Annotated in this window: 21 protein-coding genes; 6 read left to right on the forward strand and 15 right to left on the reverse strand. The window is 56.5% G+C overall.

Features of this window, described 5'->3' with window-relative positions:
• Positions 1–2: 2 nt before the first annotated feature.
• Complete coding sequence (locus JQ616_RS17235) at positions 3–1724, reverse strand: thiamine pyrophosphate-binding protein (protein ID WP_212016116.1); 1722 nt, start codon at positions 1722–1724, stop codon at positions 3–5.
• A gap of 169 nt (positions 1725–1893) precedes the next feature.
• Between JQ616_RS17235 and JQ616_RS17240 the strand changes: the two genes are divergently transcribed.
• The gene (locus JQ616_RS17240; protein WP_212016118.1) at positions 1894–2586 is read left to right on the forward strand and encodes a TetR/AcrR family transcriptional regulator; all 693 of its coding nucleotides are present in this window, start codon (positions 1894–1896) and stop codon (positions 2584–2586) included.
• 73 nt (positions 2587–2659) lie between these two features.
• On the opposite strand, the gene JQ616_RS17245 is transcribed toward JQ616_RS17240, so the two are convergent.
• Positions 2660–3700, reverse strand: coding sequence for an MBL fold metallo-hydrolase (locus tag JQ616_RS17245; RefSeq protein ID WP_249136837.1), 1041 nt, complete (start codon positions 3698–3700; stop codon positions 2660–2662).
• A 255-nt stretch (positions 3701–3955) separates the two neighbouring features.
• Positions 3956–5632, reverse strand: a complete 1677-nt coding sequence (locus JQ616_RS17250; protein ID WP_212016120.1) for a methyl-accepting chemotaxis protein — start codon at positions 5630–5632, stop codon at positions 3956–3958.
• Between the two features lie 665 nt (positions 5633–6297).
• Here JQ616_RS17250 and JQ616_RS17255 point away from each other — a divergent pair.
• Positions 6298–7065: an SDR family NAD(P)-dependent oxidoreductase gene (locus tag JQ616_RS17255; RefSeq protein ID WP_212016121.1), complete on the forward strand. Its 768-nt coding sequence runs from the start codon at positions 6298–6300 to the stop codon at positions 7063–7065.
• Between the two features lie 77 nt (positions 7066–7142).
• Here the strand turns inward: JQ616_RS17255 and JQ616_RS17260 are convergent, their stop codons facing one another.
• Positions 7143–8114, reverse strand: a complete 972-nt coding sequence (locus JQ616_RS17260) for a GlxA family transcriptional regulator (RefSeq protein ID WP_212016123.1) — start codon at positions 8112–8114, stop codon at positions 7143–7145.
• A 140-nt stretch (positions 8115–8254) separates the two neighbouring features.
• On the opposite strand from JQ616_RS17260, the gene JQ616_RS17265 reads away from it, so the two are divergent.
• Complete coding sequence (locus tag JQ616_RS17265) at positions 8255–8944, forward strand: DJ-1/PfpI family protein (RefSeq protein ID WP_212016125.1); 690 nt, start codon at positions 8255–8257, stop codon at positions 8942–8944.
• Between the two features lie 336 nt (positions 8945–9280).
• Here JQ616_RS17265 and JQ616_RS17270 read toward each other — a convergent pair whose 3' ends face one another.
• From JQ616_RS17270 to JQ616_RS17305, 8 genes are all read right to left on the reverse strand, one after another.
• Positions 9281–10321, reverse strand: coding sequence for a hypothetical protein (locus tag JQ616_RS17270; RefSeq protein ID WP_212016127.1), 1041 nt, complete (start codon positions 10319–10321; stop codon positions 9281–9283).
• Positions 10322–10381: 60 nt separating this feature from the next.
• Positions 10382–11674: a Rieske 2Fe-2S domain-containing protein gene (locus JQ616_RS17275; protein WP_212016129.1), complete on the reverse strand. Its 1293-nt coding sequence runs from the start codon at positions 11672–11674 to the stop codon at positions 10382–10384.
• Between the two features lie 10 nt (positions 11675–11684).
• Positions 11685–12680, reverse strand: coding sequence for a PDR/VanB family oxidoreductase (locus tag JQ616_RS17280; protein ID WP_212016131.1), 996 nt, complete (start codon positions 12678–12680; stop codon positions 11685–11687).
• Positions 12681–12788: 108 nt separating this feature from the next.
• Entirely contained in the window at positions 12789–13955 is a 1167-nt protein-coding gene (locus JQ616_RS17285) for an ABC transporter substrate-binding protein (protein ID WP_212016133.1), read from the reverse strand.
• Positions 13956–13978: 23 nt separating this feature from the next.
• A complete protein-coding gene (locus tag JQ616_RS17290; RefSeq protein WP_212016135.1) occupies positions 13979–14704 on the reverse strand; it encodes an ABC transporter ATP-binding protein in 726 nt (241 codons plus the stop codon).
• Entirely contained in the window at positions 14701–16470 is a 1770-nt protein-coding gene (locus tag JQ616_RS17295; protein ID WP_212016137.1) for a branched-chain amino acid ABC transporter ATP-binding protein/permease, read from the reverse strand. The genes JQ616_RS17290 and JQ616_RS17295 overlap by 4 nt, the downstream gene beginning before the upstream one ends.
• Positions 16467–17504 carry a branched-chain amino acid ABC transporter permease gene (locus tag JQ616_RS17300; protein WP_212016139.1) on the reverse strand — a complete coding sequence of 346 codons (1038 nt, stop codon included), beginning with the start codon at positions 17502–17504 and terminating at the stop codon, positions 16467–16469. Before JQ616_RS17300 ends, JQ616_RS17295 begins: the two co-directional genes overlap by 4 nt.
• A gap of 17 nt (positions 17505–17521) precedes the next feature.
• A complete protein-coding gene (locus JQ616_RS17305) occupies positions 17522–18760 on the reverse strand; it encodes a cytochrome P450 (protein WP_349630009.1) in 1239 nt (412 codons plus the stop codon).
• 149 nt (positions 18761–18909) lie between these two features.
• On the opposite strand from JQ616_RS17305, the gene JQ616_RS17310 reads away from it, so the two are divergent.
• Positions 18910–19410 (forward strand): MarR family winged helix-turn-helix transcriptional regulator, encoded by a 501-nt coding sequence (locus JQ616_RS17310; protein WP_212016141.1) that lies wholly within the window; start codon positions 18910–18912, stop codon positions 19408–19410.
• Between the two features lie 167 nt (positions 19411–19577).
• A complete protein-coding gene (locus JQ616_RS17315) occupies positions 19578–20501 on the forward strand; it encodes a GlxA family transcriptional regulator (RefSeq protein WP_249136838.1) in 924 nt (307 codons plus the stop codon).
• Positions 20502–20533: 32 nt separating this feature from the next.
• Here the strand turns inward: JQ616_RS17315 and JQ616_RS17320 are convergent, their stop codons facing one another.
• On the reverse strand, positions 20534–21523 hold the full coding sequence (locus JQ616_RS17320) for an NADPH:quinone oxidoreductase family protein (RefSeq protein WP_212016145.1): 990 nt from the start codon (positions 21521–21523) through the stop codon (positions 20534–20536).
• 68 nt (positions 21524–21591) lie between these two features.
• On the opposite strand from JQ616_RS17320, the gene JQ616_RS39890 reads away from it, so the two are divergent.
• On the forward strand, positions 21592–22746 hold the full coding sequence (locus JQ616_RS39890) for an AraC family transcriptional regulator (protein WP_212016147.1): 1155 nt from the start codon (positions 21592–21594) through the stop codon (positions 22744–22746).
• A gap of 66 nt (positions 22747–22812) precedes the next feature.
• On the opposite strand, the gene JQ616_RS17330 is transcribed toward JQ616_RS39890, so the two are convergent.
• The gene (locus tag JQ616_RS17330) at positions 22813–24000 is read right to left on the reverse strand and encodes an acyl-CoA dehydrogenase family protein (protein WP_212016149.1); all 1188 of its coding nucleotides are present in this window, start codon (positions 23998–24000) and stop codon (positions 22813–22815) included.
• Between the two features lie 131 nt (positions 24001–24131).
• The gene (locus tag JQ616_RS17335; protein WP_212016150.1) at positions 24132–25691 is read right to left on the reverse strand and encodes an AMP-binding protein; all 1560 of its coding nucleotides are present in this window, start codon (positions 25689–25691) and stop codon (positions 24132–24134) included.
• Positions 25692–25771: the final 80 nt, after the last annotated feature.

Below are 25771 nucleotides of genomic sequence, written 5' to 3' on the forward strand. Positions count from 1 at the left end.
GGTCACACCTCCAGAATGTCGGCATAAGGCACGCGTGCCTTTCCATCCGGACTACGCAGCCCCTCCGCCGCTAGGCCCATGAAACGCGGTGTAATCGGATTCATCACAGGCTTCGTCATTACATTGACGCAAGCTGGTCGATTCGCTGCGAGAGCGCGCTTTAGCGCCGGCCCCAGATGGTCGAAACTCGCAACATATTCCGCATGGGCGCCGAAACCGGCGGCAGCAAGATCGTAGCGTGTTGCGGCGAGGTCAGACACGATGCGTTTACCGGGCCCGTAAACGAGATCCTGACCGTGTGCCGACATACCCCATTGCTGATCATTGTTGACGACCACTACAATCGGCAGGTTGTGCCGCGCCATAGTGTCAAACTCCGCGAAATTGAAGCCCAGTGCCCCATCGCCAGAAAGGCAGATCACGCGCTTGTCCGGGTGGGCAGCCTGCGCGCCAATCGCGAGTGGCAGCCCCTCACCCATGACTCCCATATAGCCGTGACCAAGCCAACGGCCGGGTCCGAGGCTTGCAGCAACGCCATCGAACCACGCCGGCGTCTCACCGCCGTCAAGGACCAAGATGGCATCGTCAGGAACAACACCAGCGAGCGTCAAAGCCAGCAATCCTGGCGTCAGCCCGTCAGTCGGACTCGGCTGAGGTGGCTTTAAGACATTGTCGCCGCGCAGTTCCGAGACCCATGCACCGCGCTCCGGCCACGGCCCGTTCCCGGCTTGCGCAATTAGCGCTCCGAGCATTTCGCGACAATCAGAGACAACGCCAAGTTCAACGTCTCGCACGCGGCCGATCTCTTCGGCTGAGATGTCGACCTGAATGATCTTCGCGTCGGCCGGAATAACCGACTTCCGCCGGCCGCCCGTATACAAGCCGAGCCGAGCGCCTAGCATAAGGACTACATCGGGGACACCGGCTCCCCTGGCCGCGGCCGCGCCCAGTGCACCAAAACCGCGCACCCAGAGTGGATGATCAGTCGACAGAGTGCCTCGCGACTTGTTGTTGGTAGCAACCGGGATACCAGACAGCTCCGCAAATCGGCTTAGAAGAGCTCCGCCGTTCGAATAAGCGACCCCGCCGCCAGCGAGTATGACAGGACGTTCCGCCCTCCGCAGCATATCGAGCACGGCTCCGACAGCCGCCGACGACGGCGCTAGCCGCGAGACATTGATGGGTCCGCCCGGATAGACGGCGTCTCCTTCTTCAAATATCGCGTACAGAACGTCACTCGGCAGGTCGAGATAAACTGGCCCAGGCCGCCCCTCCCTCGCTATATGGAACGCTCGCCCGACAAGGTCGGGCAGCCGCTCAACATGCGTGACCCGACAGGCCCATTTGGTGATGCCGCTCATCACCGACAGCTGGTCGTATCCGCTATTTACTGGCAGAGCATCGTAGTCGCGTAGAGGTGGAGCGCCACCGATGAAGACGCTCGCAACACAATCGGCGTAAGCGTTTGCGACCGCCGTGACTACGTTGGTGACGCCGCCGCCGGCGGTCACCATTGCCACACCTACCCTTCCGGTCGCCCGCGCATACCCCGTCGCCGCAATACCCGCGGCTTGCTCGTGGCGATGATCAACCAGCCGAATCCCTCCGGCTACCGCTGCCTGGTAGACGCAATCGAGATGACCGCCATGCAGCGTGAAAATGGTATCAACGTCAAATCGCTTCAGGACAGCAACCAGCGCCTGCCCACCATCAACCAGCGGCAAGACTCGCCTCCCATAATTCTGTTTGTTGGACAGCACCGGCCGCCTATAGCGAACATTAAATAAACGTGTTCAATAATGTCAACGACAAAATGAACGCGTTCAATTACGAGAAGCACGCGGCTCGCGATCCGGTTTCTGACCGAATGCGCGCTGTCAGTGGAGCACACAGTTGAAAAGAACGATCAAGCCAACAAACTCCGCACAGCGCACAGGTCGTTCGCGCGCCAAGACGGCGCAAGCGAAGAGCGACCTTCGCGCAACATTCATAGCAGCGGGACGGGCACTTCTCTGCGAGAACGGATCCAAGGAAGCGTCGCTCCGCAGCATCGCTGCGGCCGCGGGCTATTCTCCTGGTACGCTGTATCAATACTTCGCGGACTACCGATCCCTACTTCTTGCAATACGCGAAGAAGACATGCTGTCTGCGGTAATCGCGTTTGAACGGCTCGCATCCAACGAAACAGATCCAAGAGAACGCGTCATCAGAGTCTTTATCGGCGTCGCTCGATATTGGCTCTACAACTTCGATCAGTATCAATCGCTGTTCTCGCTGTCGCCATACAAGCAGCCTGTCAGAACCGCTGAGGGAGTCCCCTTCGGTCGATCCACAGTCGTCTCTCGTTCTTACTCGCTCTATGACCGCATCGTGAGGGATCTACTCGAGGCCGACGGCGCTACTTCAATCAATCCGAAATGCGCCGTTGACAGTTTGATCGCGGCAGTACACGGCATCGTGTCTTTCCCAATCTACACGCGAACCATGGCGTGGACCGACACATTGGAGATGGTCGAGTTTGTCGTTCGCTCTCTTGTCATGTCGTGGCGCCACGCGTCTGGAAGCGCGAATCAAAGTACACGATAGGAGCGATTCAGCCCGCTCCGATAGAGTTTGCGTGTCCTGCTTGCCGAGCGTTTCCCCCAGAACCATTAGCCCCTCATTGCCGCGACTGCGCCGACGCGTCTGCCGCGGGATCAAGCACTCTTACGGTATCAGATACTACAAATGACATCATGTCCCTTCCCACGGTGAGCGGACCCTCGTAACCGGTTCGAGTTCGTCTAACCAACTGGTCTCCATCCACGGGAGCATCGGTGGCCAGAGGCTTTGCTGGAACGAATACGATGTGGGAGAACACGGCCAGTTTCGGTTTCGCAATGCTAAAGATGCGTCCGGCCTCCTCCGGGGAGGTATGGTGATTCTGGATGTCCCGGAACATCGGATTGGCTTTCACCAGCTCTGGATCGATGATGGCGACCTCGTGGATCAAGAGGTCAGCGCCACGAGCGCTTTCGGCAATTCTTTCGTCGTATTTGGTGTCGCCTGAAAGCACCACTTTCTTTCCGTCGTAATCGATAACGTACCCAAACGCCGGCTTTATCAGCTCGCCGTGATTCACTTCGATAGCAGTGACCCTTACGCCGTCGTGTTCGTAGACCAAGCCAGGCTCGATGTCCTTCGCCGAGAACGCGACGCCGGCTGCAGGGTAATGTTCATCTGCCATACGAATGCGAATGTCTTCCGCAAACGCCTTCGTAAGGTTTCTTGTCATGTCCACGGTACCGGCGGGCCCGAAGATAACAAGGGGTGATTTTCGTGCTCCAAACGGAGCCCCGATCCACCCTGTCAACCAAACGTCGGGAAGCCCAACTACGTGATCTGAGTGCAAATGCGTCAAGAAATGCGCGGTGATCGAACCCAAAGGGATCTTCTTCTGAAACAACCGGATCGCGGTTCCTCGACCCAGATCAAACAGCAACTTCTGATTTCCGGCCTCCACCAGTGTAGACGCGCTAAAGCTGTCTGCCCGCGGCGTCGGATTCCCCGTTCCGAGCAACGTGACTTTCATTTCTGCCGCGCTGGCCTCGAAGTTCGGCAAGACGATGATCGCCCACAGTAAAAGAAGCTTAGCGATCCAGAACCAAGACCGCGGCTCGGACCTACCTTGAAAGAGATCCCCTATCGCTCCGTTGCGCATCACCTATCCTCAACCCATACTCGTTCCAACTCAGTAGACCAACCTCACTGGATTTTTCGACACGCTGGCGACTTCCTCGGTTTGCCATGGGATGATGCTACCGATTTTTCCGTCGCCGGAATGACGAACAAGCGTCAAAATCGGACAAACGATCCGAGCAGCTTAGGGTACGGTTTGTCGAGATTATTGACAGCCGCGGGTGGCCATCGGTCGCGACGAAGGCCCCTCTCCTAGCTGTGCATGATTAGAGGTCGCTCAGGCTGCCCTAACGGTATCGAGGAAATTGGACACTTCCGCGCGCAGCCGCTCGGACTGCTGAGAGAGCTCGCCCGCAGCGGAGAGAACATGCGATGCGGTCTCGCCGGCTTCGCCTGCAGCAAGATGCACACGTTCGACGCTCGCCGAGACGCTCTCAGTTCCAATCGCTGCAAGCTGCGCGTTGCGCGATATCTCGTTGGTGGCCACGCTTTGCTCCTCAACAGCAGACGCTATAGCGACCGACACTTCCGTCATGGATCTGATGACTCTGGTAATCTCCGAAATCGCTTTCACGGACTCGTTCGTAGAGCCTTGGATCTCAGCGACTTGACTCGCGATCTCCGCAGTTGCCTTGGCCGTCTGTTCGGCGAGGCTCTTCACTTCGGAAGCAACAACCGCAAACCCGCGACCGGCGTCTCCGGCCCTGGCAGCTTCAATTGTCGCGTTCAAGGCAAGCAGATTCGTCTGGGATGCAATGTTGGTTATTAGATCGACGATAGTTCCGATCTTTTGGCCAGCGGACGACAATTGGTCGATCTTCCTGGCGGCGTTATCCGCACCCTCAGCGGCTCGATTAGCAATAGAGGTCGATTCACTCACCCGCCGGCTGATTTCCAGTATAGAACTAGAAAGTTGCGCAGCCGCCGCTGCGACGGCGCTCACACTAGTCATGGCATCGTCCGAGGCTGCCGCTGCCGCGCTCGATGCTCCCTCAGTCTGGCCCGTTGCTCCCTGGAGGCTTTGGGCTGAGACCTCAAGTCCAGTTGCGGAGGTAGCGACGACGTTAACGACCTCTCCGATAGCGGATTCGAAACTGGCAGCGACCTGCCCCAGCGCGATCGAACGATCGTTTTCGGACTTCTTCCGAAGGACCTCTTGTTCTGCCTTCAGCCGTTGGGCTTCAAGCATGTTATCCTTGAAAATCTTGACCGACTGCGCCATCGCAGCCACTTCATCGGTCCCGTCCACTCCAGGTATCTCGGCATCAGTGCTGCCGCGCGATATCCGACGCATCGCGCGAGCCATCTGACCGAGGGGGCCGGAAATGCTGCGGGCGATAAGGAGCGACGTCCCCATTACGATTACAAGCGCAGCTCCGACCAAGAAAAGCGTACGTTGCATCTGAGACCAGAAGATCTCGTCAACATCGTCGACGTAGATCCCACCACCGATTGCCCAGCCAAGCGGCGCAAACTCGGTGGCGAACTGAATCTTTGGGAGTGGCTCAGAACCGCCTGGACGGGGAAAGCGATATGAAACAAATCCGCCGCCAGATCGCGCTTTGTCGATTTGCTCCTGGATGAAGGGTACTCCATCGACGTCCTTTTGATCCAACCACACCTTGTTCTCCAGTGCTCGGTTGGCGTGAACTTGGACGATCCCTTGATAGTCGACGGCGTTAAAATAGTAATCATGACCGAAGCGCAACTTCCTGAGCAAGTCCTTGCTGCGTTGCGCTGCAAGCGTTGAGGACAAGCCTGCGTTAAGCGAGGCATCATAGTCGAGCTGTACCATTTGCTTGGCCAGCAGAACCGCGTCCTCCAGCTTCGATTTTCGATCCTGCAGCAGGTTAAACCTCAAAGTCGATAGTCCCGCCGTCGCGACCACGATAATTCCGGCGGCTGCCAACCAAACGATCAGCGATAGCTTGAAGGCGATCTTCAATCGGCGCAACACTCACTCCATTCCCGCACACAGTCAAATCTGTTTCATTATGCAATAGATTCGATAAGCAATAATTAAGACGAAGCGCCGTGGATGCGCGGCGCGCTCAATAGGAGGGGCCTCAGTCGCAGTTCAGATCTTTACGGCCTCAAGTTGCTTCAGTCCGCGATCGCGGGTCCGCGTGCCATGACCAGAACTGAAGCCCGCTGGCCATTTCCACTACGCAACCGCTACGGCTCCGGCGACCCTGGCCGGCGTCATAGTTGGATTTTCGCAGGCTAACTCTTCTCTGCCTGGTTGTCCGCCGAAGCCAGCCCTTGGAATTCAAGCCTGCGTCTCAGGCCCGCTGATCACGCTCTCATCCAGACCGCAACCTCAAGACCGCAACAAGTCTCATCGCGCCGCGCAAGACGGCGCACTTGCTCGTGGGAGAAACAACCAAAATTCCATTTTTAATTTCATATTGCAATTATTACATATCGCATGTACATGGAAGTCAGCTGGGCGCGGCAGTCGTGCCAAGCGTTTTCCTCCCTAAACTTGTCGGCTAGACCCGGTCTAGCCGACTTTTTTGTCTTAGGTGTCGGACACTGGCCAGTAAACGCCGATGATTGGCGGATATTGATGGATGAGACGGCTAGCTTGGGAGATGCAAGCCTCCCATAAATCCACGCATGAACAAACTTCATGGAAAGACCGCCGTGATCACTGGCGGCAGCAGCGGCATCGGTTTGGCGACCGCGAGGCTCTTTCTTCGGGAAGGCGCGCGCGTAATCTTAGCGGCTCGGAGCCAGGAAACGATCGCCCAAGCCCTCAAGCTTCTGGAAAGCGAGGGTCATGGAACCGGAATTGCGATCGGGTTCAGGTGCGACGTTGCGAACCTGCGGGAGCTAGATCGCCTTGTCGAGTATGCCCAGCAGCAGTTCGGCAAGCTCGATATTTTTTTTGCTAATGCCGGAGTCAACGAACTGGCAAGTTTCGGAAGTGTCAGCGAGGAGGCATTCGATCGCCAGTTTGACATCAATGTCAAGGGACTGTTCTTTAGCGTACAGAAGGCGCTGAGCATTATTAGTGACGGCGGCTCGATTATTCTGACCGGTTCGATCGCCAGTACACGCGTCTTGCCAGGACATAACGTTTACGCGGCCACCAAAGCCGCCTTGCGCGCGTTTGCACGAAATTGGGCAGTCGATCTAAAAGGCCGAAAAATTAGAGTGAACTTGCTTAGCCCTGGCCCCGTGAGAACTCCAATTCTTGAAAAGATGGGACTGACCGGGGCGGAATTGGCCGAGATTGACGGTGGAATTGGAAACCTGGTGCCGTTAGGCCGTTGGGGAATGCCGGAGGACCTAGCCAATGCAGCTCTTTTCTTGGCGTGCGATGACAGCAGCTTCGTTACGGGAACCGAGTTGCAGGTGGACGGCGGGTCGGGACAAACATAGTTGAAGGACGGTCGTTTGCGGAACATGCGCTGCGACCAGATGCGACGACCCAAAACGACGAGAGACCTCTCAGACGTTCATTTGCTTCTGCGCTGAAACCTCAATCGATAATCGGAAGGCGCAATGCCCAGCCTTCGATTGAAGACACGTCGCATATAGTCGGCGCTTTGAAAGCCACTTTCGAAGGCGATCGCCTTCAGCGAAAGGCCACTGCTTTCGAGCATTCGGCGTGCGGCATCTGTCCGCGACTGCTCGACAAAATCGTGTGGCGACACTCCCGTTTGCTCGTGGAAATGTCTCGAAAAGCTCCGCACGCTCATGCCGGCGACCGCAGCTAGCCGCTCAAGACCAAGAGGACTGCGTATCTCGCGAACTACATACGCCTGAACTTGAGCAATCGGTGGCTCGCCCGAAGGCGGCGGCGCGAGATGAGGACTAAATTGCGATTGTCCTCCTTGCCTCTGAGCGACGACCACCAGCTGTCTGGCAACTTCGAGCGACAACCGAGCACCGTGATGCTCATCGACCAAGGCCAGCGCCAAATCGATACCCGCGGTCACCCCGGCAGACGTAACAACCGATCCGCTTCGAACATAGATCCGATCTGCCTCGACAGTCGCAGCGGGAAACTGCCGCGACAGATCTGCCGCGAAATCCCAATGTGTCGTGACAGTGTGTCCGTCCAACAGACCTGCATGACCAAGGGCAAACGCTCCGGTACAAATCGAGCCGTACAGCTTCGAGCTCCTGGCGACGGACGCAAGCCACTCGGACAAGACCTTGTCACGCTCTGTCCTGGCCGGGACAGGTCCGCCAGCCACCAGCGCGATATCGTAGGGGCCACAGGCTTCGGCATACGATTTGTCAGGTATAAGGCGCACCCCACCTGAGGTTCGTATGGGCAACAGGTCTTTGGCGACCAGTACGATTTCGTATCCCTGCCCAGGTCCGAGCAAGAGATTTGCCGTTGCGAACACGTCGATTGGGCCTATGGCATCAAGCCCAGTCATCCCATCGTGAATCGTTAGCGCCACCGAGCGCCGCTCCATGATCGGTTCTCCGGCGATGCGTTAGATCGCGCAAAATGTCGGCTCTTTGGCCGAAATTGATGGCACCGGATCGGTTGCCCCGGCTGAAGTCAAGGTCCATAGGACCTCACAAGCGAGACTTCGGATCAGGGGACCTCTCCATGAAAATCGTCTGCTTCCTCTACCCTAGCTTTACAGCGATTGATCTCATCGGACCAGTTACCGCGTGGAATATGATCCCCGACACTCATTTTGAGTTTGTCGCAACTTCAAGGGGGCCCGTTAGGACGGATACGGGTCTCGAGGTCACCGCGACCCATGATCTGTCGACTTGCACAACATCACCCGATGTTGTCTTTGTGCCAGGCGGCGGCATCACTTCGTTTGAAGCAATTCAGGATGACAAATTTCTCGATACCATTGCGCTTGCCAGCTCCAGAGCGACTTGGATCACCAGCGTATGCACAGGGTCGCTCATACTTGGCGCTGCAGGCCTGCTCCGAGGTTACCGTGCCGCCTCCTACTGGTACGCACGACCGTATCTTGAACGTTTTGGCGCCATTCCTGACGACAGCCGCGTCGTGATCGATCGGAATAGAGCCAGCGGCGGCGGAGTAACCGCTGGCATCGACTTCGGCCTATTGATGGCAGCCGAATGGACCAATCCGACTCAAGGCGCAACAATCGAACTACTTATGGAATATGCCCCCCAGTCTCCATTCGATTCCGGCCGACCTGAGCTCGCAAGTTCAGACGTTCTTGCAAGAGCGATCCAATTAGTTGGACCTGAGATGCCCGAAACCCTTATTCTTCAAGCGGCCAAACGGCGCGGCTTCGCTCCAAGCGCTTGATCCATAGTTGACCAGGGTTATGCCTGATTTCTCACATCCTGACGTTATAGCTACCAACTGGACAAGCCAAGCATAGGCCGATCCCTGACTTCAATTTGTCTAAGTCAGCGGTGCACTGGTCCGCTCGGGAGATTCAACGAGATCATCACGATCATAACGCATGCGAACAGGCCCATATGTCGGGCCTGGGCTCGCTTGAAGTCTTCCCTCTCGTCATGCGACCGGAGCTCAACAATAGCGATTCCACTTGGATCGCTAGCGACAGAACGATCTTCCCGTGCAAGAATGGCCATCGTGACACCGCAGGTTAATCCTCGCGCAGGATTCCAAGCGAGGTTAGTAAAACCACGTACTGGACAGGCGGCTCGTCCGCGCTTCCAATAGGATATCCTTTCGGCGCGCGGCCACTTTTTCCTTCCAGCGACCTCGGATCCATTGCGCACAGGAGACGTTGTTATCAAAGATCGAGTACTTGGCCCCTGCGCCATAGTCAGGGGGCGGAATCATCTCAAGCGTTATGCATCTGAGCTCACTAGAAGGGTTAGTAGCATGGTGCGTTAGCAAATCGTCAATCGTCCGCTTCCACGATTCCAACTTGCTTTCATCCCACTCTGAGTGCCACTCGCCTTCCTTGGGCCTTATCCATGGATACTGGACGCCCCGACCAAAGCGACCGTCTGGATGTTTCGCCCAAATATTTGGGGGATTGTTCGGAATCGTCGGTCTTGCGTGGGCGATAATCACGTAGTTCGACTCGATCCATTGCATCGCTACATTGCCCGGCTTGTCTGGGTCGAGTACGATACTTCCCGATCTAACATCCTGGTCGAGCTGCTGAACCTCTTGCTCGGCGGGATTGTCCATTTTGATGATGACGTGCGAGTGATCCATGGTCATCGAGAATTTACCGCCTCGACTTCTTACGATATCCGCTACATGACGCACGCGCCCTGGATGCTCTGACCACATATTGATGTGGTTTTCGAAGCACGGAAGTACTCCAATCTTTTCTCCGAGCTCAGCGGTACGCATATAGATATCCGCGATGTCGTCGTCCGTTAGAAAGCGGCCGGACGCGTCATGGCTGAATATCTGAACGTTGTGAATCTCCGAGCCACATGCTTTTCCGATTCTGATATTTTCCTCAAGAAGGCTTTCATCACGCCCAACCATGTAATAGAAGCCACCTGCGAGCGTTGGTACGGCATGCTTTTGGCTCGCGCGCAGATGACGATCAAGTTCCGATTTCGGCGGCGTTCTATCCATATAGTCGAACGCGCCAGATTCCTTCACCATGGCGAACTTCGTTTCGATGTCGGGGACCGACGTGTCAGTATGAAGGACCCCCAGCCCTGATATTCCGATACGCAAGTCCATGCCAACCTCACCGCTCACAAGCACGCCTGGGACGTCCCAGATAGGCCTTCGCTAGATAGCCTACGTTGCATCCTCCAGACGGCTGCTCGGAATCTTCATCGCAGCCATAATTGACGGTTCTTTATCGAAGTCCGTTCCGGCTGACATAAGGCCCTCGAACGTCCGAATTGAAAAGAGATCGCCGTTGCGGGTCGTTTCCAGCGCTTGGCCGTCGTTCGCTACTCGCGCGGCCCGAAGCATCCGACGCCGCAACGCAATGATCGCGGCGTCGCTCGAAGCCAGATGCTCTTTGGATCGATCTACGATGGATCCGGCGCTTTCGACTACGACGGCGTCTTGAGCGCGCACACCGTGCACTCCTGAGAAGGATCGATTTCGCTGTGCATCGCGATCAATTAGATAATCGTTGTCCCTGTTTTCAGGCGGGCGAAGCGTACCGGGAATCACTCGACGATGCGCCACCGTACCGTTACGCCAGAGATCCAATTCCTTCTGTTCGACTTCGTGGTCGTCTCGCCAAGTGACGCAGATAACGTAGCAGTGCTCGTTATCAACGGGGATCCAAGCGCGCCAAACGCGCGAATTCTGATCGTCACTCGGCGCAATCATAGTGTAGAACGGCAGCAGATAGTGATTGATTCTCCACAAGTATTTCGCGCCGCCTTCAACCGTCCGCCGAGCGCCGCACGCCATACCGAACGGACCTTCGAACACCCGGTAGCGCGGAGCGCCATCTTCTCTAAAGTACTCGCCGAACAATGAGGACTTCGACACATCGGGATTATCAAGAGGGCGGTGTAGGAAGCTAACATGCGCTTCGTCAATCTCCCCTTCCATCGCTTGCACGAAATTGCAATCTTGGATCCAGCGTGACGCGTAGCGCCAGGTGGCCGGGACATCAAACCATTCGAAGTGAGGCATATCGACCGAGGTCGGATCATCACCCATGTATACCCAAACGAGGCCCGCGACTGACATCACTGGGTAACTCTTTGCTCGCACGCGCTCCTTGAACGTGCTCTGCCCGGGCTCAGAGGGTAAATCTAGGCACTTACCATCAACGTCGAACTTCCATCCATGGTAAATGCAGCGCAATCCGCATTCTTCATTGCGGCCGAAATAAAGGCTTGCCCTTCGATGGGGACAAAGCTCTTCCAATAGCCCTAGTCGACCTTTAGTATCTCGGAAGAGAACGAGGCTCTCGCCGAGTACCTTAACCCGCTGCGGTGGATCGTCTGCCTTGGGCGCTTCCGCCTCAAGCATCAGCGGGATCCAATGAGAACGCACCATCTTTCCCATTGGAGTTCCAGCGTCAGTATTGGTGAGCGTCGCGTTGTCTTCTGCTGAGAGCATCACAGGCCTCTTACATGTCGAGAGTTACATCGGGACCAGCCGCACGAGACACACAGGTACACATCTTGCAGTCTCGCTCGTCCGGCCTGAGATACGAATCGCGATGCGAAATCTCGCCGCTCAATACATCGACTACGCAGAGACCACATTCGCCGCGCCGGCAGTCGTAGAATGGTTCGTGTCCAGCGGTGAGTAACGCGTCCAGTAACGATACGCCGGCCGGCACTTCCACCGTTACCTTTGTGCGGGCGAGATGAGCGACAAAACTCGAACTGTCGTCGCCCTTGGTCGGATCGAACGTCTCGCGATGGACGGCCGCAGCCGGCCACGAGTGATAGGAAGCCAGATCGACGATGCGGGTCATCATCGCGTTCGGTCCGCACATATACAAGTGCTCGCCTCGTCGACGACTTCCGAGCACTCGAGAGAAGTCTGTGAACTTTTTTGGGTCGCCTGCGTCGAGATTGACTTCCAGACGAGTACCGAGGAGCGACTTTATTTCTGCCAGGAACGGTGCATCAGCCGCGGTTCTCGCGCAGAAGATCGCTCGCACTTGAGCGGCCCGCGCAACGAGTTCTTGCGCCATCGCAAGAATTGGAGTCACTCCGATGCCACCGGCGATTAATAGATAACTATCTGCTGCCGCCGAGAGAGAGAAATTGTTGGCCGGCGCACGCAGCCGGACAACGCTCCCCGGCCCGACCGTGTCATGAAGATAGTTGGAGCCTCCCTTTCCCGACTGCTCACGCTGAACTGCGAACTCGTAGAACTCGCCGGATGACACATGATTTATGAGCGAGTAGGAACGCCACTCGCGTCTGCCAGACAGGTCGACCTCAATGTCAACATGCGCACCCGCAGACGCGCGAGGTGGCGGCGCCTCGACCAATGGCTTTACTCTGAACAACCGGACTCTCGGCGTGATTGTCTCGGTCGAGACAATTTGGCCTCCGAATTCTAGCCGCGATGGAGGAGACTGAATGGCCTCCAGAACCGAAACTGCCACCTTGAACCTCCCACTTTAGATCTTCCGATCATAATACATTCATTTAGCAATAATTGCAATATGCATGTATATGGTCATGCGACAGCCGCTGCGGCTGGTTGACGCCGTTCAGCGGCCGGCTTCCTCCAGGCGGTACCTTCCCTCTCGGACGCTAATAATGAATGCCGACCGACCGTCGTAACCGTTGTGGTCCGTCGGCGACATGTTCGACAGACCGTTGTTCAAGAAGAGGTCCCGTACTTTCTCGATCTCATCTCGCAAAGCCGCGCGAAATTCTGCTGTTCCCGGTTGCCCGGACTTGATTGCCGGCAAAGCTGCACGCTGAACCAAGGCAACCGAATCTATGACATGCGCTGCAAAGATCGGCGGAGCCTTGCCGAATTTATCCTTCCAGCGCGAGATAAAGTCATCGGTCGCAGCCCGGAACGGGCTCGACGGCACAAGGTCGTCCGCCACGATGAACGCTTCGCCAGCGAACGTCGCTCCTTCTACGTCCTTTCCACCCAGGGTCAGAAAATCCTGACCGGCAATTCCATGAGTTTGAAAGATCGGACCGGTAAATCCGCGTGAGCGCAACGCACGTTGCGGTACGACGCCTGGGCTCCCCGCCGCAGCGACAAACACCGCATCCGGCTTCGTTGCAAGAATCTTGAGCACTTGTCCGGTTACACTTGCGTCGCTTCGAGCGAATACCTCATGGGTCGTGAGCTCAATGCCTAGCCCTGGTGCGAGCTTCGCCAACTGATTGTAGTATCCCTCGCCGTAGCCGTCCGAGAAGCCGATATAACCAAGGCGCTTGACTCCCTTTCGTGCGATGTAGTTGGCGATGGCACCGGCCATCAGCGAGTCTTTCGGAACGACCTTGAATACCCAACGTCGCTTATCATCCATGGGTTCGATCATGACGTCGCTCCCGGCGAGCGTCAGCAGGGGGATCTTGGCTTCAGCCGCAATGTCAATGAGAGGCAGCGAAGACGGCGTTCCGGACGATCCAATCAACACGTCGACCTTCTCCTCGAAGATCAACTTGCGAGCGTTTTGAGCAGATTTTGTAGCGTCCGACTCGTCGTCGAGAGCAATGTACGAGACCTTTTGTCCGGCGATCTCCGACGGTAAAAAGGGAATCGATTCCATCTGCGGCCGTCCCAGGGACGCGACTGGTCCGCTTCCGCTGGCGATGATGCCGATCTTGATGTCGGCAAACGCTGGCGGCATCACCATTAAGAACCAGGCGATCGCTGCCGCCGACACAGCCGCAGTACTTGCTTTTCTCATGGCCCTCTCTCCCCTTCCGATGATCAGTAAGTATGCTCACGATATCCGAGGTAAGCCTCGACCAGGCGGCTGTCATTGCGAATAGCCGCCGGTGGACCTTCATGAACAAATCGCCCAAGCTCCATCACAAAGGCGTAATCTGAGATGTCGAGCGCCGCCCTGGCGTTTTGTTCGATCAGTAAGACTGAAACCTGCGCCTGGCGGAGGTTCGTAACGATCTTCAGAACCTCCTCTGTCATCTGGGGAGAAAGACCAAGGCTTGGCTCATCGAGCATCAGCAGTGACGGGGCCGCCATCAGCGCACGGCCCATTGCAAGCATTTGGCGCTCGCCGCCAGACAACGTACCTGCCAACTGCCTCCGGCGCTCGCGCAGGCGCGGGAACCGATCGTAGTTTTCATTCAGGCGCAGCTTGCGGCTCTTCGCGTCCGCACGAACCGCACCAAGAAGCAGGTTATCTTCGACCGTCATATCAGCGAATAGCTCGCGGCGTTCCGGAACCAGCGCCATCCCGGCGGCAACTCGTCGTTCAAGCGGCCAACCAGCGATCTCCTGTTCGCCGAAGCGAAGCCGTCCAGTAGATCGAAGGATCCCCATGATGGCGTTGACCAACGATGTCTTGCCGGCTCCGTTTGCACCGATTATCGAAATGATCGATCCGGCCATAATGTTGATCGAAACATTCGATACGACTTGAGTACGCCCATAGCTGGCGCACAAGTCTGACACGGAAAGTAGACCGTCGCTCACGCTGCTGTTCCCAAATAGGCCTTGAGCACCGCTTCGTCCTCTCGAATTGCCGCGGGGCGCCCGCGCGCAATCAACGATCCGAAGTTCAGCACAAACAGATCGTCGACCAAACTCATGACAAAGCTCATGTCATGCTCAACAAGGAGAATGCCAAGACCTTGCTGACGCAGGTCTCTCAGCAAATTTGCCAGGGCCCGCTTCTCTCCGACGCGAAGTCCGGCAGCTGGCTCATCGAGCATGACCAGCAGCGGATCAAGGCAGAGCGCGCGGGCGATTTCTAGAAGCCGCAGCTCTCCCAGCGACAGATTTCCGGCCGTCGAGAAGGCAACTTTCTCCAAGCCGACGCGACGAATCTGCTCGTACGCCGTACGAAGTAAGCGGCGCTCCTCGGCACGGTTCATCCGAAGCATGGCTCCCAGGAAGCCGATTTGTCCACGGACATGCGCTCCGAGCATGACATTCTCGATGACCGTCATATCATGCACGACGTGTGGGTGCTGAAAGGTGCGCGCCAAACGGCACGACGCAATCTTCGGCTGAGAGAACAACCGTATGTCCTCTCCGTTGAAGTCGATCTGCCCCGAGTCAGCCGCGATAGAGCCTGCAATCAAGTTGAACGTTGTGCTTTTTCCGGCTCCATTCGGTCCGATCAGTCCAACTATCGTTGCTCGAGCGACAACCAAGTCAACGTCCTTCACCGCGACGAGACCGCCGAACCGCTTAGTCAGCTGACGGACAGTTAAGAGACGCTCTCGCGCATCTTGACTCCGAAGTAACGGCAACTGCTCGCCGTCGTCGATCGACAGACGCCTGCGATCCAAGAAGCCGAAGAGCACCGGCCCAATCCCTCTTTGCGATGTCTGCAAAATGATTACGATCAGACATCCGAAGACGACAGTTTCATAGTTACCGATGGAGCCTAGCAGCGAAGGCAGTGCGTTCTGAAGCTGATCACGGACCACGGTCACTAGAGCGGAGCCAGCTATCGCGCCGACCACGTGACCGGGGCCTCCGATTACGGCCATTAACAAGTACTCGATACCGGCCACAATTCCGAACGAGCCCGGCGCGACCGACCTTTGGAAGTGCGCATATAGCCAGCCAGCGGTACCCGCGAGCAGCGCGGCATAGACGAAAACGACGAGCTTGAGACGATTTGCGTCGACGCCGAAGGCAGCCCCGACGGCGGCTTCCTCGCGCAAAGAACGAAGCGCGCGGCCGATGCGACTGTTCAACAGGTTCGACGTGAGAACCACCGCAATCGCCACGGCTATCCAGACAACCAAAAGGTAGGCCTTTGGCTCGACAAGAACCAACGACCCGAGCGCAATCGGTTGAATACCTCGCAAACCGTCATGGCCGCCAAGCCATTCAATGTTGCCAAAGGTAAAGTAGAGCGACAACCCCCAGGCGATGGTGCCCAACGGAAGGAAATGCCCTGCCAGTCGCACGGTAATTCCTCCGATGAGCAGGGCCGAGACGCCGGTGATCACCAACGAGCACGGCAATGTTTCCCAGGGAGACATCCCGAAGCGAACGTTCAGCGCAGCCGTCGTGTAGGCTCCCAGACCAACGAATGCGGCTTGCCCAAAGGATGTCATCCCCCCAACCCCCGTGAGGAGGGTCAGTCCGATCGCCACGATCCCAGCGATACCGATGTAGACCACAAGGGACGCGGTGTAGTCATCGACTAGGCGAGTCTGCGTGACTACAGCAGCTCCAATAAAGACCGCCAACTGCCAGAGGATCGTAGAGTGTCGCATCATGACCGCCCGACCATGTGAGGCGATCTGAGCGATCGCCACAAAAGCACAGGCACAAGCAGCGTAAAAACGACAATTTCCTTATAGGCGCTTACATAAAATGAGGAGAAGGCTTCAACCAGGGCAACAACGAGGGCAGCCGCTGCGGTTACGACGTAACTGCCAAGTGCCCCGATGATGGCCGCCACGAATCCCTTCAGGCCGATCATGAAGCCGCTGTCGTAGTAGACGGTAAGGATTGGACCAATCAGGATGCCACAAACGCATCCGAGCAAGGCTGCCAGCCCAAACGTGATCTGACCAGCGACGCCGGTGGGTATTCCGACTAACCGGGCACCCAAGCGATTGGATGCGCAGGCACGCAGTGCTTTTCCGAACAAGGTTCTCCCGAAGACTCCAGCGAATGCAATAAAGAGAGCTACGGTGGTACCGACGACCACAAGGCTTTGTCCCGTAATGGTCAGCTCGCCCACAGTAAAGGATCTGGTGACAAGCGAGCTGGTATTCGCGCCCTCAGGCCCAAAGAAGCCCAGGCCGAGCCCTGTAAGTGCAAGGTGGACGCCGAACGATGCGATCAACAATACCAAAACACTCGCTTCAGCTAGAGGCTCGAACACGACCCTGTAAATATACGGTCCCATCGGCACAATAAGCAGAAAAGTGAGCAACGCTTCGACGACGAAGCCAAGCTGCAGGGGAGCGAGAAACGCGGCCAAACAGACGATCAATATCGGTACGAATACATCGGCAAGGACCAGCACGAATACCCTTGTCTTCGTTAGAGACGACCGCTCACGGATCAGCGAGGCAATGTAAGCCATCATGCCAAGCAAGATCAGCAACCCTCCCGCTTTCGGCACCTTGCCCGCTTCAAGTGCCGCAAAAGTGAGAGTGCTAAACGCGACAAATTCACCCTGAGCGATAAAGATGACCCGCGTCACCGCGAAGATCAGCACCAGACTGACGCCAACAAGCGAATATATTGCGCCGTTCAAAATGGCGTCTTGAACCAGGAACAACGATGTTGCGACGTCCATGAGATACCTCTAGCGTCTCAGACAGGATGTAGCCTGACCGGCAATGCGGCCAATGATCTGACTGTATTGTTGAGTTTCCGCTTCGGCTCACCGATGAGCTCGATCCTTTTGACCCTCCGAAGCAACGCGCCCAACATCGCCTCCGTCTCCACGCGCGCAAGGATCTGGCCGACACAGCCGTGAATTCCCGTGCCGAACGCGACATGCCCGGTGGCCCTGCGCCGAATGTCAAATGTCGCCGGATTATCGAAACGGCGCCGATCGCGGTTTGCTGCACCAAGGAACAGAAGAACTTTTCTGCCTTCGGGGATCATGCGCCCCCCAACCTCAACATCGCACGTCGTAGTGCGGAAGAACGTCTGCACCGGCGATTCCCAGCGCAACACTTCATCGAATGACGGTCGGAGCAACTTGGTATCCGAACGCAAGGTCTCCCACTGCACCGGAAATTTGGCAAACGCGTAGACTGCGTTGCCAATACCCGTCACAGTCGTGTCGAGACCGGCCTGCAAGAAGGCACGGACCAGAACCTGCGCCTCCTCGCTGGTGATAGAGCCACTGTCGACAGCCGACCAGATCTGGCTACCGAATCCTCCGGGCATCAATCGCTCGCGCGCGCACTGCCCGAATATCCATTCGACGACTGGGGCCGCATCTCGCACGGATTCGCGAAACCGCTCGTTCGGCACGAACGAGTTGAAGATCATGTTGCCGAACGGCAGCAAATGGTGACGCCCCTCCTTCTGAAGGCCGACCGCGTCTGGAAATACTTCGAGCGGGTATGCTTCGGCTAGACGCGGTATCGCGTCGAACTCGCGACGATCCAACAGCTCATCGGCCAGCCGTTCGGCTTTCCGCTCGAATTCGTCCCGCATGCTCCGGATCGCCCCCGGAGACAGCACCCGGCTCATCACGCCGCGCGTGACGTCGTGGATCGGAGGATCGACCTCAAGAAGAAGGCTCTTGGCTCGCCACGGCTTCGACACAGCAAAATCGTCAATACCGACTCCGCGGCCAGAGCAGTACGTACGCCAGTCTGAAAGTGCGGCGTAGACTTCAGCGTGCCGCGCCATGGCCACCACGCCATACATTTCCAGCCAAACGGTGGCCCCGGCCTCGCGTAGCGCCTCGTGCATTGGATAAGGATCAGTGAGGCTATCCGTGGAGAAGGGATCGACGCTCGATATGGGAGGCGCTTGACCGACGAAGTCGGCGTCGGCCATTTCCAGGCCAGATCCATTGGCTTTATCCCTCATGACGCCTCCCACGCCGCTCGCTTTTATCTGGGTGGATATTATATGCATTATGCAATCATTTCAAATGGCAAATTATACATGACGTGACAAAGCGGGAACTTCCTGATACGAAAGCGAAAATCGAGCTCGCACTCGCAATGGAATGAAAAATGGTTCTCACAAAGATGGAAGGCAGGGGCCAGACCCTCAGGAGCCGACCTTTCAGCTTAAAGACATGGCTAAACGCGCGGGTCACGATTCTCTCGAACCAGCTGACGAATAGCCTCGAGGAGTTCTATTCCAAGAAGTTCGATTTGAACCACACAGGCTGGAGAATCCTGTCTCAGCTCGGCGAGTTCGCCCCTATGTCCGCCAAGGAACTTGGTGAACGTATCGCGACCGACCAGATCCAGATCTCCCGAGCCTGCTCGCGGCTTTACGACCAAGGGCTGATTCTCCGCGACGAAGACCCTGAGGATCGACGCAAGTTGCGATTGAAATTATCCGCGAAGGGACAACGGGTCTATCATGAGATCGTCCCTGTCGGCCAACAGATCGAACATGATGTGTTTTCTGTGCTGAGCCCAGAAGAACTCCGCTTGTTCGAAGGATCTTTGGACAAGATTGAGCGGCGGGTGAGGGATCTAGCAAAGGGCGGCTCGACCAGCTGATCGAGCAGTCTGTGCAAGCGAACGCCCCGATCGACGAGCAATCGAAGGGCGACAGAATCTGCGTCGTTCAGTCAACTGAATTCAAGGGCGTCGCGTGCCTTCATGCATGAGCGCCTCATTCATCGCGGAGATTTGGCACTCGACCGATGGCGCGGCGGATAGGATTCTTGATCTATCACGGCTTCGATATGCTCGATCTCGGCGGGCCTCTTGCCGTATTCCATCATGCCGAATTGATGCGCCCCGGGAGTTACGCTTTAAGCGTCGCTTCAGTGCAAGGTGGTCCCATCTCGAGTTCGAGCTCAACCACAGTGTTGTCCGAGCCAATCGCTGCCGCACTCGACACCCTGATTGTTGTTGGTGGTAAGGCCGCAAAGACTGAGGATCGTTCCAATCTAATTCGCTGCATTCGCTCGATAGAAGCACGGCGCACGACGAGTGTATGCACGGGAGCGCTCCTCCTGGCGGAGGCCGGCCTGCTCGACTGCCGGACGGTCACAACGCATTGGTTGGTCGCAAGCGAACTTCGCGACCGATACCCCACGATCCGCGTTGAGGACGACCTCATTTACGTGAGGGATGGCCCCATATGGACCTCAGCGGGCATATCGGCGGGTATCGATATGTGCCTTGCCTTGGTAGAGGAGGACTTCGGGACCGACCTGTCGAAGTCCGTTGCTCGGATGCTGGTCGTCTATCATCGGAGGTCAGGAAGTCAGCGGCAATACTCCTCCCTGCTAGATCTTGATCCCGTATCTGACCGGATTCGCCTTGTTCTTGGCTTTGCCCGCGATCATTTGCATAGCTCTCTTTCCGTCGAGCAACTTGCGGGAGTTGCGAAGCTCAGCGTTCGACAGTTTTCGCGCGCCTTTTTGGCGTCAACTGGCGTGACGCCGGCAAAGGCTATCGAGCGGATGCGGGTAGAGGCAGCGCGAGTAAGGTTGGAGGACGGAAGCGAAACACTGGGCGACGTCGCGCGTGCGGTTGGTTTCAGCGGGCCTGATCGCATGAGGCAGAGCTTCAAGCGAGTGCTTGGTCAGGTACCGACTAACTCGAAGTCGAGCAAGATTAAATCGCGGCCTAAGGCGTAACGTCGGCTCAAGCCGAGCTGTCGTCCATACGATCAAGTGACGACGACGATCTTTCCCATCGCATCCGGATCATCGAGTCGGCCAATCGCTTTAGGCGCATCGTCAAAATTGAATCGCTCTGCGATAGCCGGCTTTATCAGTCGTTGCTCATACATCCTGAATAGCCGTGTCTGGTTCAATTCATTATTTTTGGGGTACGACAGCGTGAACGTACGCCAATTGATCCCCATCATGTTGCACGACTTCAATAGCGGCAAGTTCATCGGCAACGAAGGAATCCCGGCCGTAAAGCCTATCACCAGAAAGCGGCCATATTCTGCTGTACATCTGAGAGCTGCCTCTGCAAGAAATCCTCCGACTGGATCAACGACTACATCCGCTCCGGTGTCTCCGGTCATGGATTTCAGTCGAGCACGCCATTCGGGCGACGTGCCCGCGGCCGCACGATCATATACTACCCCATCGCTCGCGCCGTACATTTGCGCGAACTTCAATTTTTCTACAGACGAAACGATGGCGATCACTCTAGCACCGGCTGCCGAGGCAAGCTGGACACTTGCTAGCCCGATTCCGCCAGCGGCTCCTGTCACCAGAACGGTCTCCCCGGGCCTTAACTTAGCTCGATCGAACAGTGCGTGATAAGCCGTATCGAAGGTGAAATTGAACGTCGCGGCGTCCTCGAACGACATGGCTTGTGGAACGCGGACGCAACGAGATCGGTCGAGCACGATGGACTCCACCATCCCTCCCCAACCGCATTGTGCGGCTACTCGTTCACCCGCCTGAATATCAGAGACGCCGGCTCCAACCTCCTCAACAATTCCGGAGATCTCAGACCCTGGGGAGAACGGACGCGCCGGCTTTACTTGATAACGATCCTGAATGAGGAGTAGATCGGGATAGTTGATCCCGCACGCCTTAACGCGGACCGAGACCTGCCCTGCCCCTGGCGGCGAGGCGGGAACGTCTTCGAGGCTAAGGGTTTCCGGACCTCCCGGAAATCGGCTCCTCCACGCCTTCATCAACGATCCCTCGTATGCCTGCCCTGCCTTGCACGGCATTAGTGATATGGTGTCGAACCGCAAGTGTAATGGCTCAATCTGCCAAACAGCTTGACCGAAGATGCCAGCGAACCCTCCAGGCGCTCGAATATAGGTTAGCCGTGCCTCCAAAGAAACGTCGTCTACAGAACGCTACAAGAGCAGCTCAGCCCGCAGTCATCGATGCCGGGTATGTAAAGTTGATCTTGAGTGGAGTTGGGGAGTCCGGCCACCGGACTGAAGATATCCTTAGGAAGTCAGGCCTGGACTTGTCGGTATTTTCCGCCGGCTGCTTGAGTCAGGTCGAGTTCGCTCGGTTGATCAAAGTCATAACTCGAGTAACACGCGATGAACTCTGGTGCCTGTGCGACCGGCCCGTTAGGCTCGGCACATTTCAGACCATGTGTAGACAGATTGTCCGCTGCAAGACGCTTGGAGAAGCCATAAAAGCTGGCGCGCGGTTCTACCGCCTCATCGTTGATGATTTCACAATCCGCGTAGGTGTGAGTAATGGGGAGGCGGCGATCTGGATAACAGATTGCGTGACACACCAGCAGAAGCGCCGCATGATAAACGGAGCAGTTTCCTTCTTTCTCTACGGTTTGATGTGCTGGCTCGTTGGACGCAGAATTCCCCTCAAGGCCGTTCACTATGCCTTCCCTGAGGAGCCTTACAGCTCCACGCTAACACGTTTTTATGGAGCACCGCTGCTCTATTCCCAGTCAAGTTCACGAATCTTGCTTGACGCAAAGATTCTCGACCTCGCGATTATTCAGGATGAGATACGTCTGGAGCGCTTCTTGGCTTCCGTCCCGACGTCACTTCTCGTTAGATTCACAGACCGGTCATCGCTTTCGGAACGCGCGGCCTCTATCTTGAGACGCGATCTGACGAGTCCACTGTCACTCGAGGCCGTCGCAAAACTGCTCCAAGTGTCCCCTCAGACACTGCGACGCAGAATTCAAGATGACCTCAATGGCGGCTTTCAAAGCTTGAAGGACCTCGTTCGAAAGAACGCGGCAATCGAACTGCTGTTGCATAACCGCCGACGGCCTCTTGAGGAGATCGCTATCGCCTTGGGCTTCTCTGAGTTGAGTACCTTTCACCGCGCGTTCAAGCGATGGACCGGCGTGCCGCCCGGGGAATATCGAGAGCTCTTCGCGAGCCAAAATGGCCCCTTCGATGGCGACGGTATCTCTATATGAGCCTCGCGGAAGCAGCTAACAGCTCCAAACGCTTTGAGTTCGAGAGGCACATTCCTCGTTTGCGCGCTAGCTTCGAAATTTCCTGCCCAGCACCTCGCGGGCGACCGCCCCCTTCATTATCTCGGTTGTCCCTTCCGCGACTTGAGCGATCCGGCTTTGGAAGTACAGCTGTCCGAAACGGCTCTCTTCAAGCATACCGATCCCGCCATGAATCTGCATGGCTCTGTCGATCACGCGACAAGTTACCTGAGGTGTTATGCATTTTACCATCGCCGCTTCCTTGCGCGCGTCCCGCCCCCGATCGATCATCCATGCAGTCTTGTAGACCAGCAGCTTTGCTTGCTCGAGCTCCATCTCCGATTCAGCTATCATCCATTGGATCGCCTGTCTTTCGGCAAGCACGGCTCCGAAAGTCTTGCGCTCTCGCGCTCGCTCAATCGCTCGCTGCTGCGCCCATCGTCCAGTTCCAAGAAGCCGAGCTCCGATGACTGTCCGATTGCGGTTGAGCTGATCCATCATGTACCGAAAGCCCATGCCCTCGGCGCCAAGCAAGTTTTGCGCGGGAACGACGCAGTCCTTGTACTCGTAGTCGCAACTGCGCCCAAGGTAGGTACCCGGCGCCATCGTACGATATTCCCGCACGACGTTCACGCCAGGGTTGGGATAGTCGACGAGAAAGAGACTAATTCCCTCGTAGCCTTTGCTAGGGTCCGTTACCGCGTAGCAGAGCAAGTATTTCGGTGTGATGCCGGGATGGGTGGGGGGCGGAGCCCAACGCTTGATACCGTTGATGATATAGTTGTCGCCGTCTCGAATTGCCGTTGTTTGGATTGCCGCTGCGTCTGATCCGGCACCAGGTTCGGATATGTTGATGTGATAGAACTTGTCTTCCCTCAGTATCGGGTAGAGATACTCTTCCTTCTGCCAGTCTGGCGCCACATAGAGTGCAGGATGAGGATCAAGAAAGCCCGACCAAGTTGCGAGAAGCCCATGCATCACCGGGCTTTCAACGAGCTCTTCGTAGACCAGGCACTTCGCGACAGTCCCTAGTCCCTGTCCGCCGGCTTCTTTCGGGATTGCTATTCCACGAAACCCATATTCACGGAATTTACTCACGACGCTCATAAAGACATCGACCGGAACAGCGTAATCGTCAGTTCCCCACTCACCCTCGAGCGGTCGACACACATCGTCTACAAACTTGCGGGCCCTTTCGCGAATCCGGATTTGGTCTTTCGTGAGCTCAAAATCCATGGACGATCGATCCTCATTATGATCAAGCCTGGATATTTATTGGTCGAGAGAAAGGTTATGACCGAGACGATCAATCGAGCTGACCAAAAGCAACAAGAGACGCTAGGCCAGCCAACACAATAGCAGGTGGATCAGCCAACCATGCGATCTCGACCTGCCCATAGCTGGCCGCGCAAGGCCTTCTTGTCGACTTTTCCTACTCCGGTCATGGGCAACGAAGCGACAAGCTTGACTTGCTTCGGCGCGTAAGCCGGCCCTTTTCGTGCTCTCACCAAGGAAATAATCGCATCCGGCGATAGAACCGCCCCTTCGCGTAGCACAACAAACGCAGTAACGGCCTCCCCCCATTTATCGTCAGGCGCACCTACGACCGCAGAAAGAGATACGTCGGGATGTGTGGCGAGGATATCCTCGATCTCCCTAGGATAAACGTTGAATCCCCCCGTCACAATCATGTCCTTCTTGCGATCGAGGATGAAATAGTACCCTTCTTCGTTGGCACGCGCGATATCGCCAGTTCTAAGCCAGCCATGACGTAAGGACTCGGCGGTCTGGTCCGGCCGGTTCCAATACTCGGTCATCGTATGGGCTCCGCGCGCACAGACTTCTCCGATTTCGCCGAAATCAACTTCTCGATCATTCTCGTCGAGTATCTTTACATCACAAGCAGAGACTGGGAACCCACATGAAAGAAGCAGATCCGGCCGACGAAGATCGTGATCGGCCTTTCGTAGAACCATGATCGGGTAACACTCTGTTTGGCCGTACAGTTGAGAGAACACCGGGCCTATTCTTTCAATCCCTTCGGCCAACCGGCTTGGAGACATTGGCGAGGCGCCATACATCACCAAGTCGAGTGAAGAGACGTCGCTCTTCTCAAGGTTGGGATGGTCGAGCAAGCCATAGATCATTGTCGGAACGAGCAAAGTACAGTTTATCCGACTTTGCTCTATCGTGCTGAGCACCTGGGCTGGCTCAAACGTCCTCATTAGATGAACCGTTCCTCCCCGCATCAAGACCGGGAGAACTTTCGTGCCAGCTACATGGCTGATTGGAGCAACCGCAAGGTACTGGGGATCGGAAGGGAGCTCGAAATCGGCGAGGATTGCGCTCGCAAAGCCTGCATATTCTCGATGCCGCCTGACGGCTCCCTTGGATCTTCCCGTCGTGCCGCCGGTATAATTGATGGTCGCGATATCCTCAGGCTGATCAAAGGCTCTGGCTGTTGCCGTTCCCAACAGCTCCGCCGCCGCGAGCAAGTCATTTCCATAATCTGCTCGGCCTAGCGTATAGATAGTTACAAGTCCCGAGGCCCTGACCACAATATCGCGCCCTCGGTCTTCCAGGGCGTCGGAATCCACAATAAGCGTGGTTGCTCCAACATCTTCCAACTGAAAGAGCTGGTCCTCTAGTGATCCAAGCGGATGCAACCAAGTTATCGCTGCTCTAGACGCTTGTGCCGCAACTCCTGCGCACCAAGCGTCGGCCCTATTGGTCGACAATAGCGCAACCCGTCGTCCGTGTTCTATTCCATCACGCCGAAATATTGCCTGAAACCGGCCGATCAGGCTCAACGCTCCACGATAGCTCAAGGAGCCACCCGACCATTTGAACGCGGTTCGTCCTGGATAACGCGCTAGTGCACGCAAAGTCTGAGCGCCAACCGGTGCAAGGTCGTGGACTGTACTCATCCCTCCCCCCAATGCGAGATTGCTCGCTCGCTTTCGCTGCATCGTTAGCCAGCAGCTTCAATCCCTCCAACGATATTACA

The organism is Bradyrhizobium tropiciagri, assembly GCF_018130545.1.
GTDB lineage: Bacteria > Pseudomonadota > Alphaproteobacteria > Rhizobiales > Xanthobacteraceae > Bradyrhizobium > Bradyrhizobium tropiciagri_A.

What these genes read in the sequence shown, in the direction of transcription:
- JQ616_RS17295 (WP_212016137.1), bottom strand. Translation starts at nt 16,470, where the DNA reads ATGATGCGACACTCTACGATCCTCTGGCAGTTGGCGGTCTTTATTGGA.
- JQ616_RS17270 (WP_212016127.1), bottom strand. Translation starts at nt 10,321, where the DNA reads ATGGACTTGCGTATCGGAATATCAGGGCTGGGGGTCCTTCATACTGAC.
- JQ616_RS17300 (WP_212016139.1), bottom strand. Translation starts at nt 17,504, where the DNA reads ATGGACGTCGCAACATCGTTGTTCCTGGTTCAAGACGCCATTTTGAAC.
- JQ616_RS17320 (WP_212016145.1), bottom strand. Translation starts at nt 21,523, where the DNA reads ATGAAGGCGTGGAGGAGCCGATTTCCGGGAGGTCCGGAAACCCTTAGC.
- JQ616_RS17260 (WP_212016123.1), bottom strand. Translation starts at nt 8,114, where the DNA reads ATGGAGCGGCGCTCGGTGGCGCTAACGATTCACGATGGGATGACTGGG.
- JQ616_RS39890 (WP_212016147.1), top strand. Translation starts at nt 21,592, where the DNA reads ATGGCTCAATCTGCCAAACAGCTTGACCGAAGATGCCAGCGAACCCTC.
- JQ616_RS17265 (WP_212016125.1), top strand. Translation starts at nt 8,255, where the DNA reads ATGAAAATCGTCTGCTTCCTCTACCCTAGCTTTACAGCGATTGATCTC.
- JQ616_RS17305 (WP_349630009.1), bottom strand. Translation starts at nt 18,760, where the DNA reads ATGAGGGATAAAGCCAATGGATCTGGCCTGGAAATGGCCGACGCCGAC.
- JQ616_RS17310 (WP_212016141.1), top strand. Translation starts at nt 18,910, where the DNA reads ATGGTTCTCACAAAGATGGAAGGCAGGGGCCAGACCCTCAGGAGCCGA.
- JQ616_RS17330 (WP_212016149.1), bottom strand. Translation starts at nt 24,000, where the DNA reads ATGGATTTTGAGCTCACGAAAGACCAAATCCGGATTCGCGAAAGGGCC.
- JQ616_RS17285 (WP_212016133.1), bottom strand. Translation starts at nt 13,955, where the DNA reads ATGAGAAAAGCAAGTACTGCGGCTGTGTCGGCGGCAGCGATCGCCTGG.
- JQ616_RS17255 (WP_212016121.1), top strand. Translation starts at nt 6,298, where the DNA reads ATGAACAAACTTCATGGAAAGACCGCCGTGATCACTGGCGGCAGCAGC.
- JQ616_RS17335 (WP_212016150.1), bottom strand. Translation starts at nt 25,691, where the DNA reads ATGAGTACAGTCCACGACCTTGCACCGGTTGGCGCTCAGACTTTGCGT.
- JQ616_RS17245 (WP_249136837.1), bottom strand. Translation starts at nt 3,700, where the DNA reads ATGCGCAACGGAGCGATAGGGGATCTCTTTCAAGGTAGGTCCGAGCCG.
- JQ616_RS17275 (WP_212016129.1), bottom strand. Translation starts at nt 11,674, where the DNA reads ATGCTCTCAGCAGAAGACAACGCGACGCTCACCAATACTGACGCTGGA.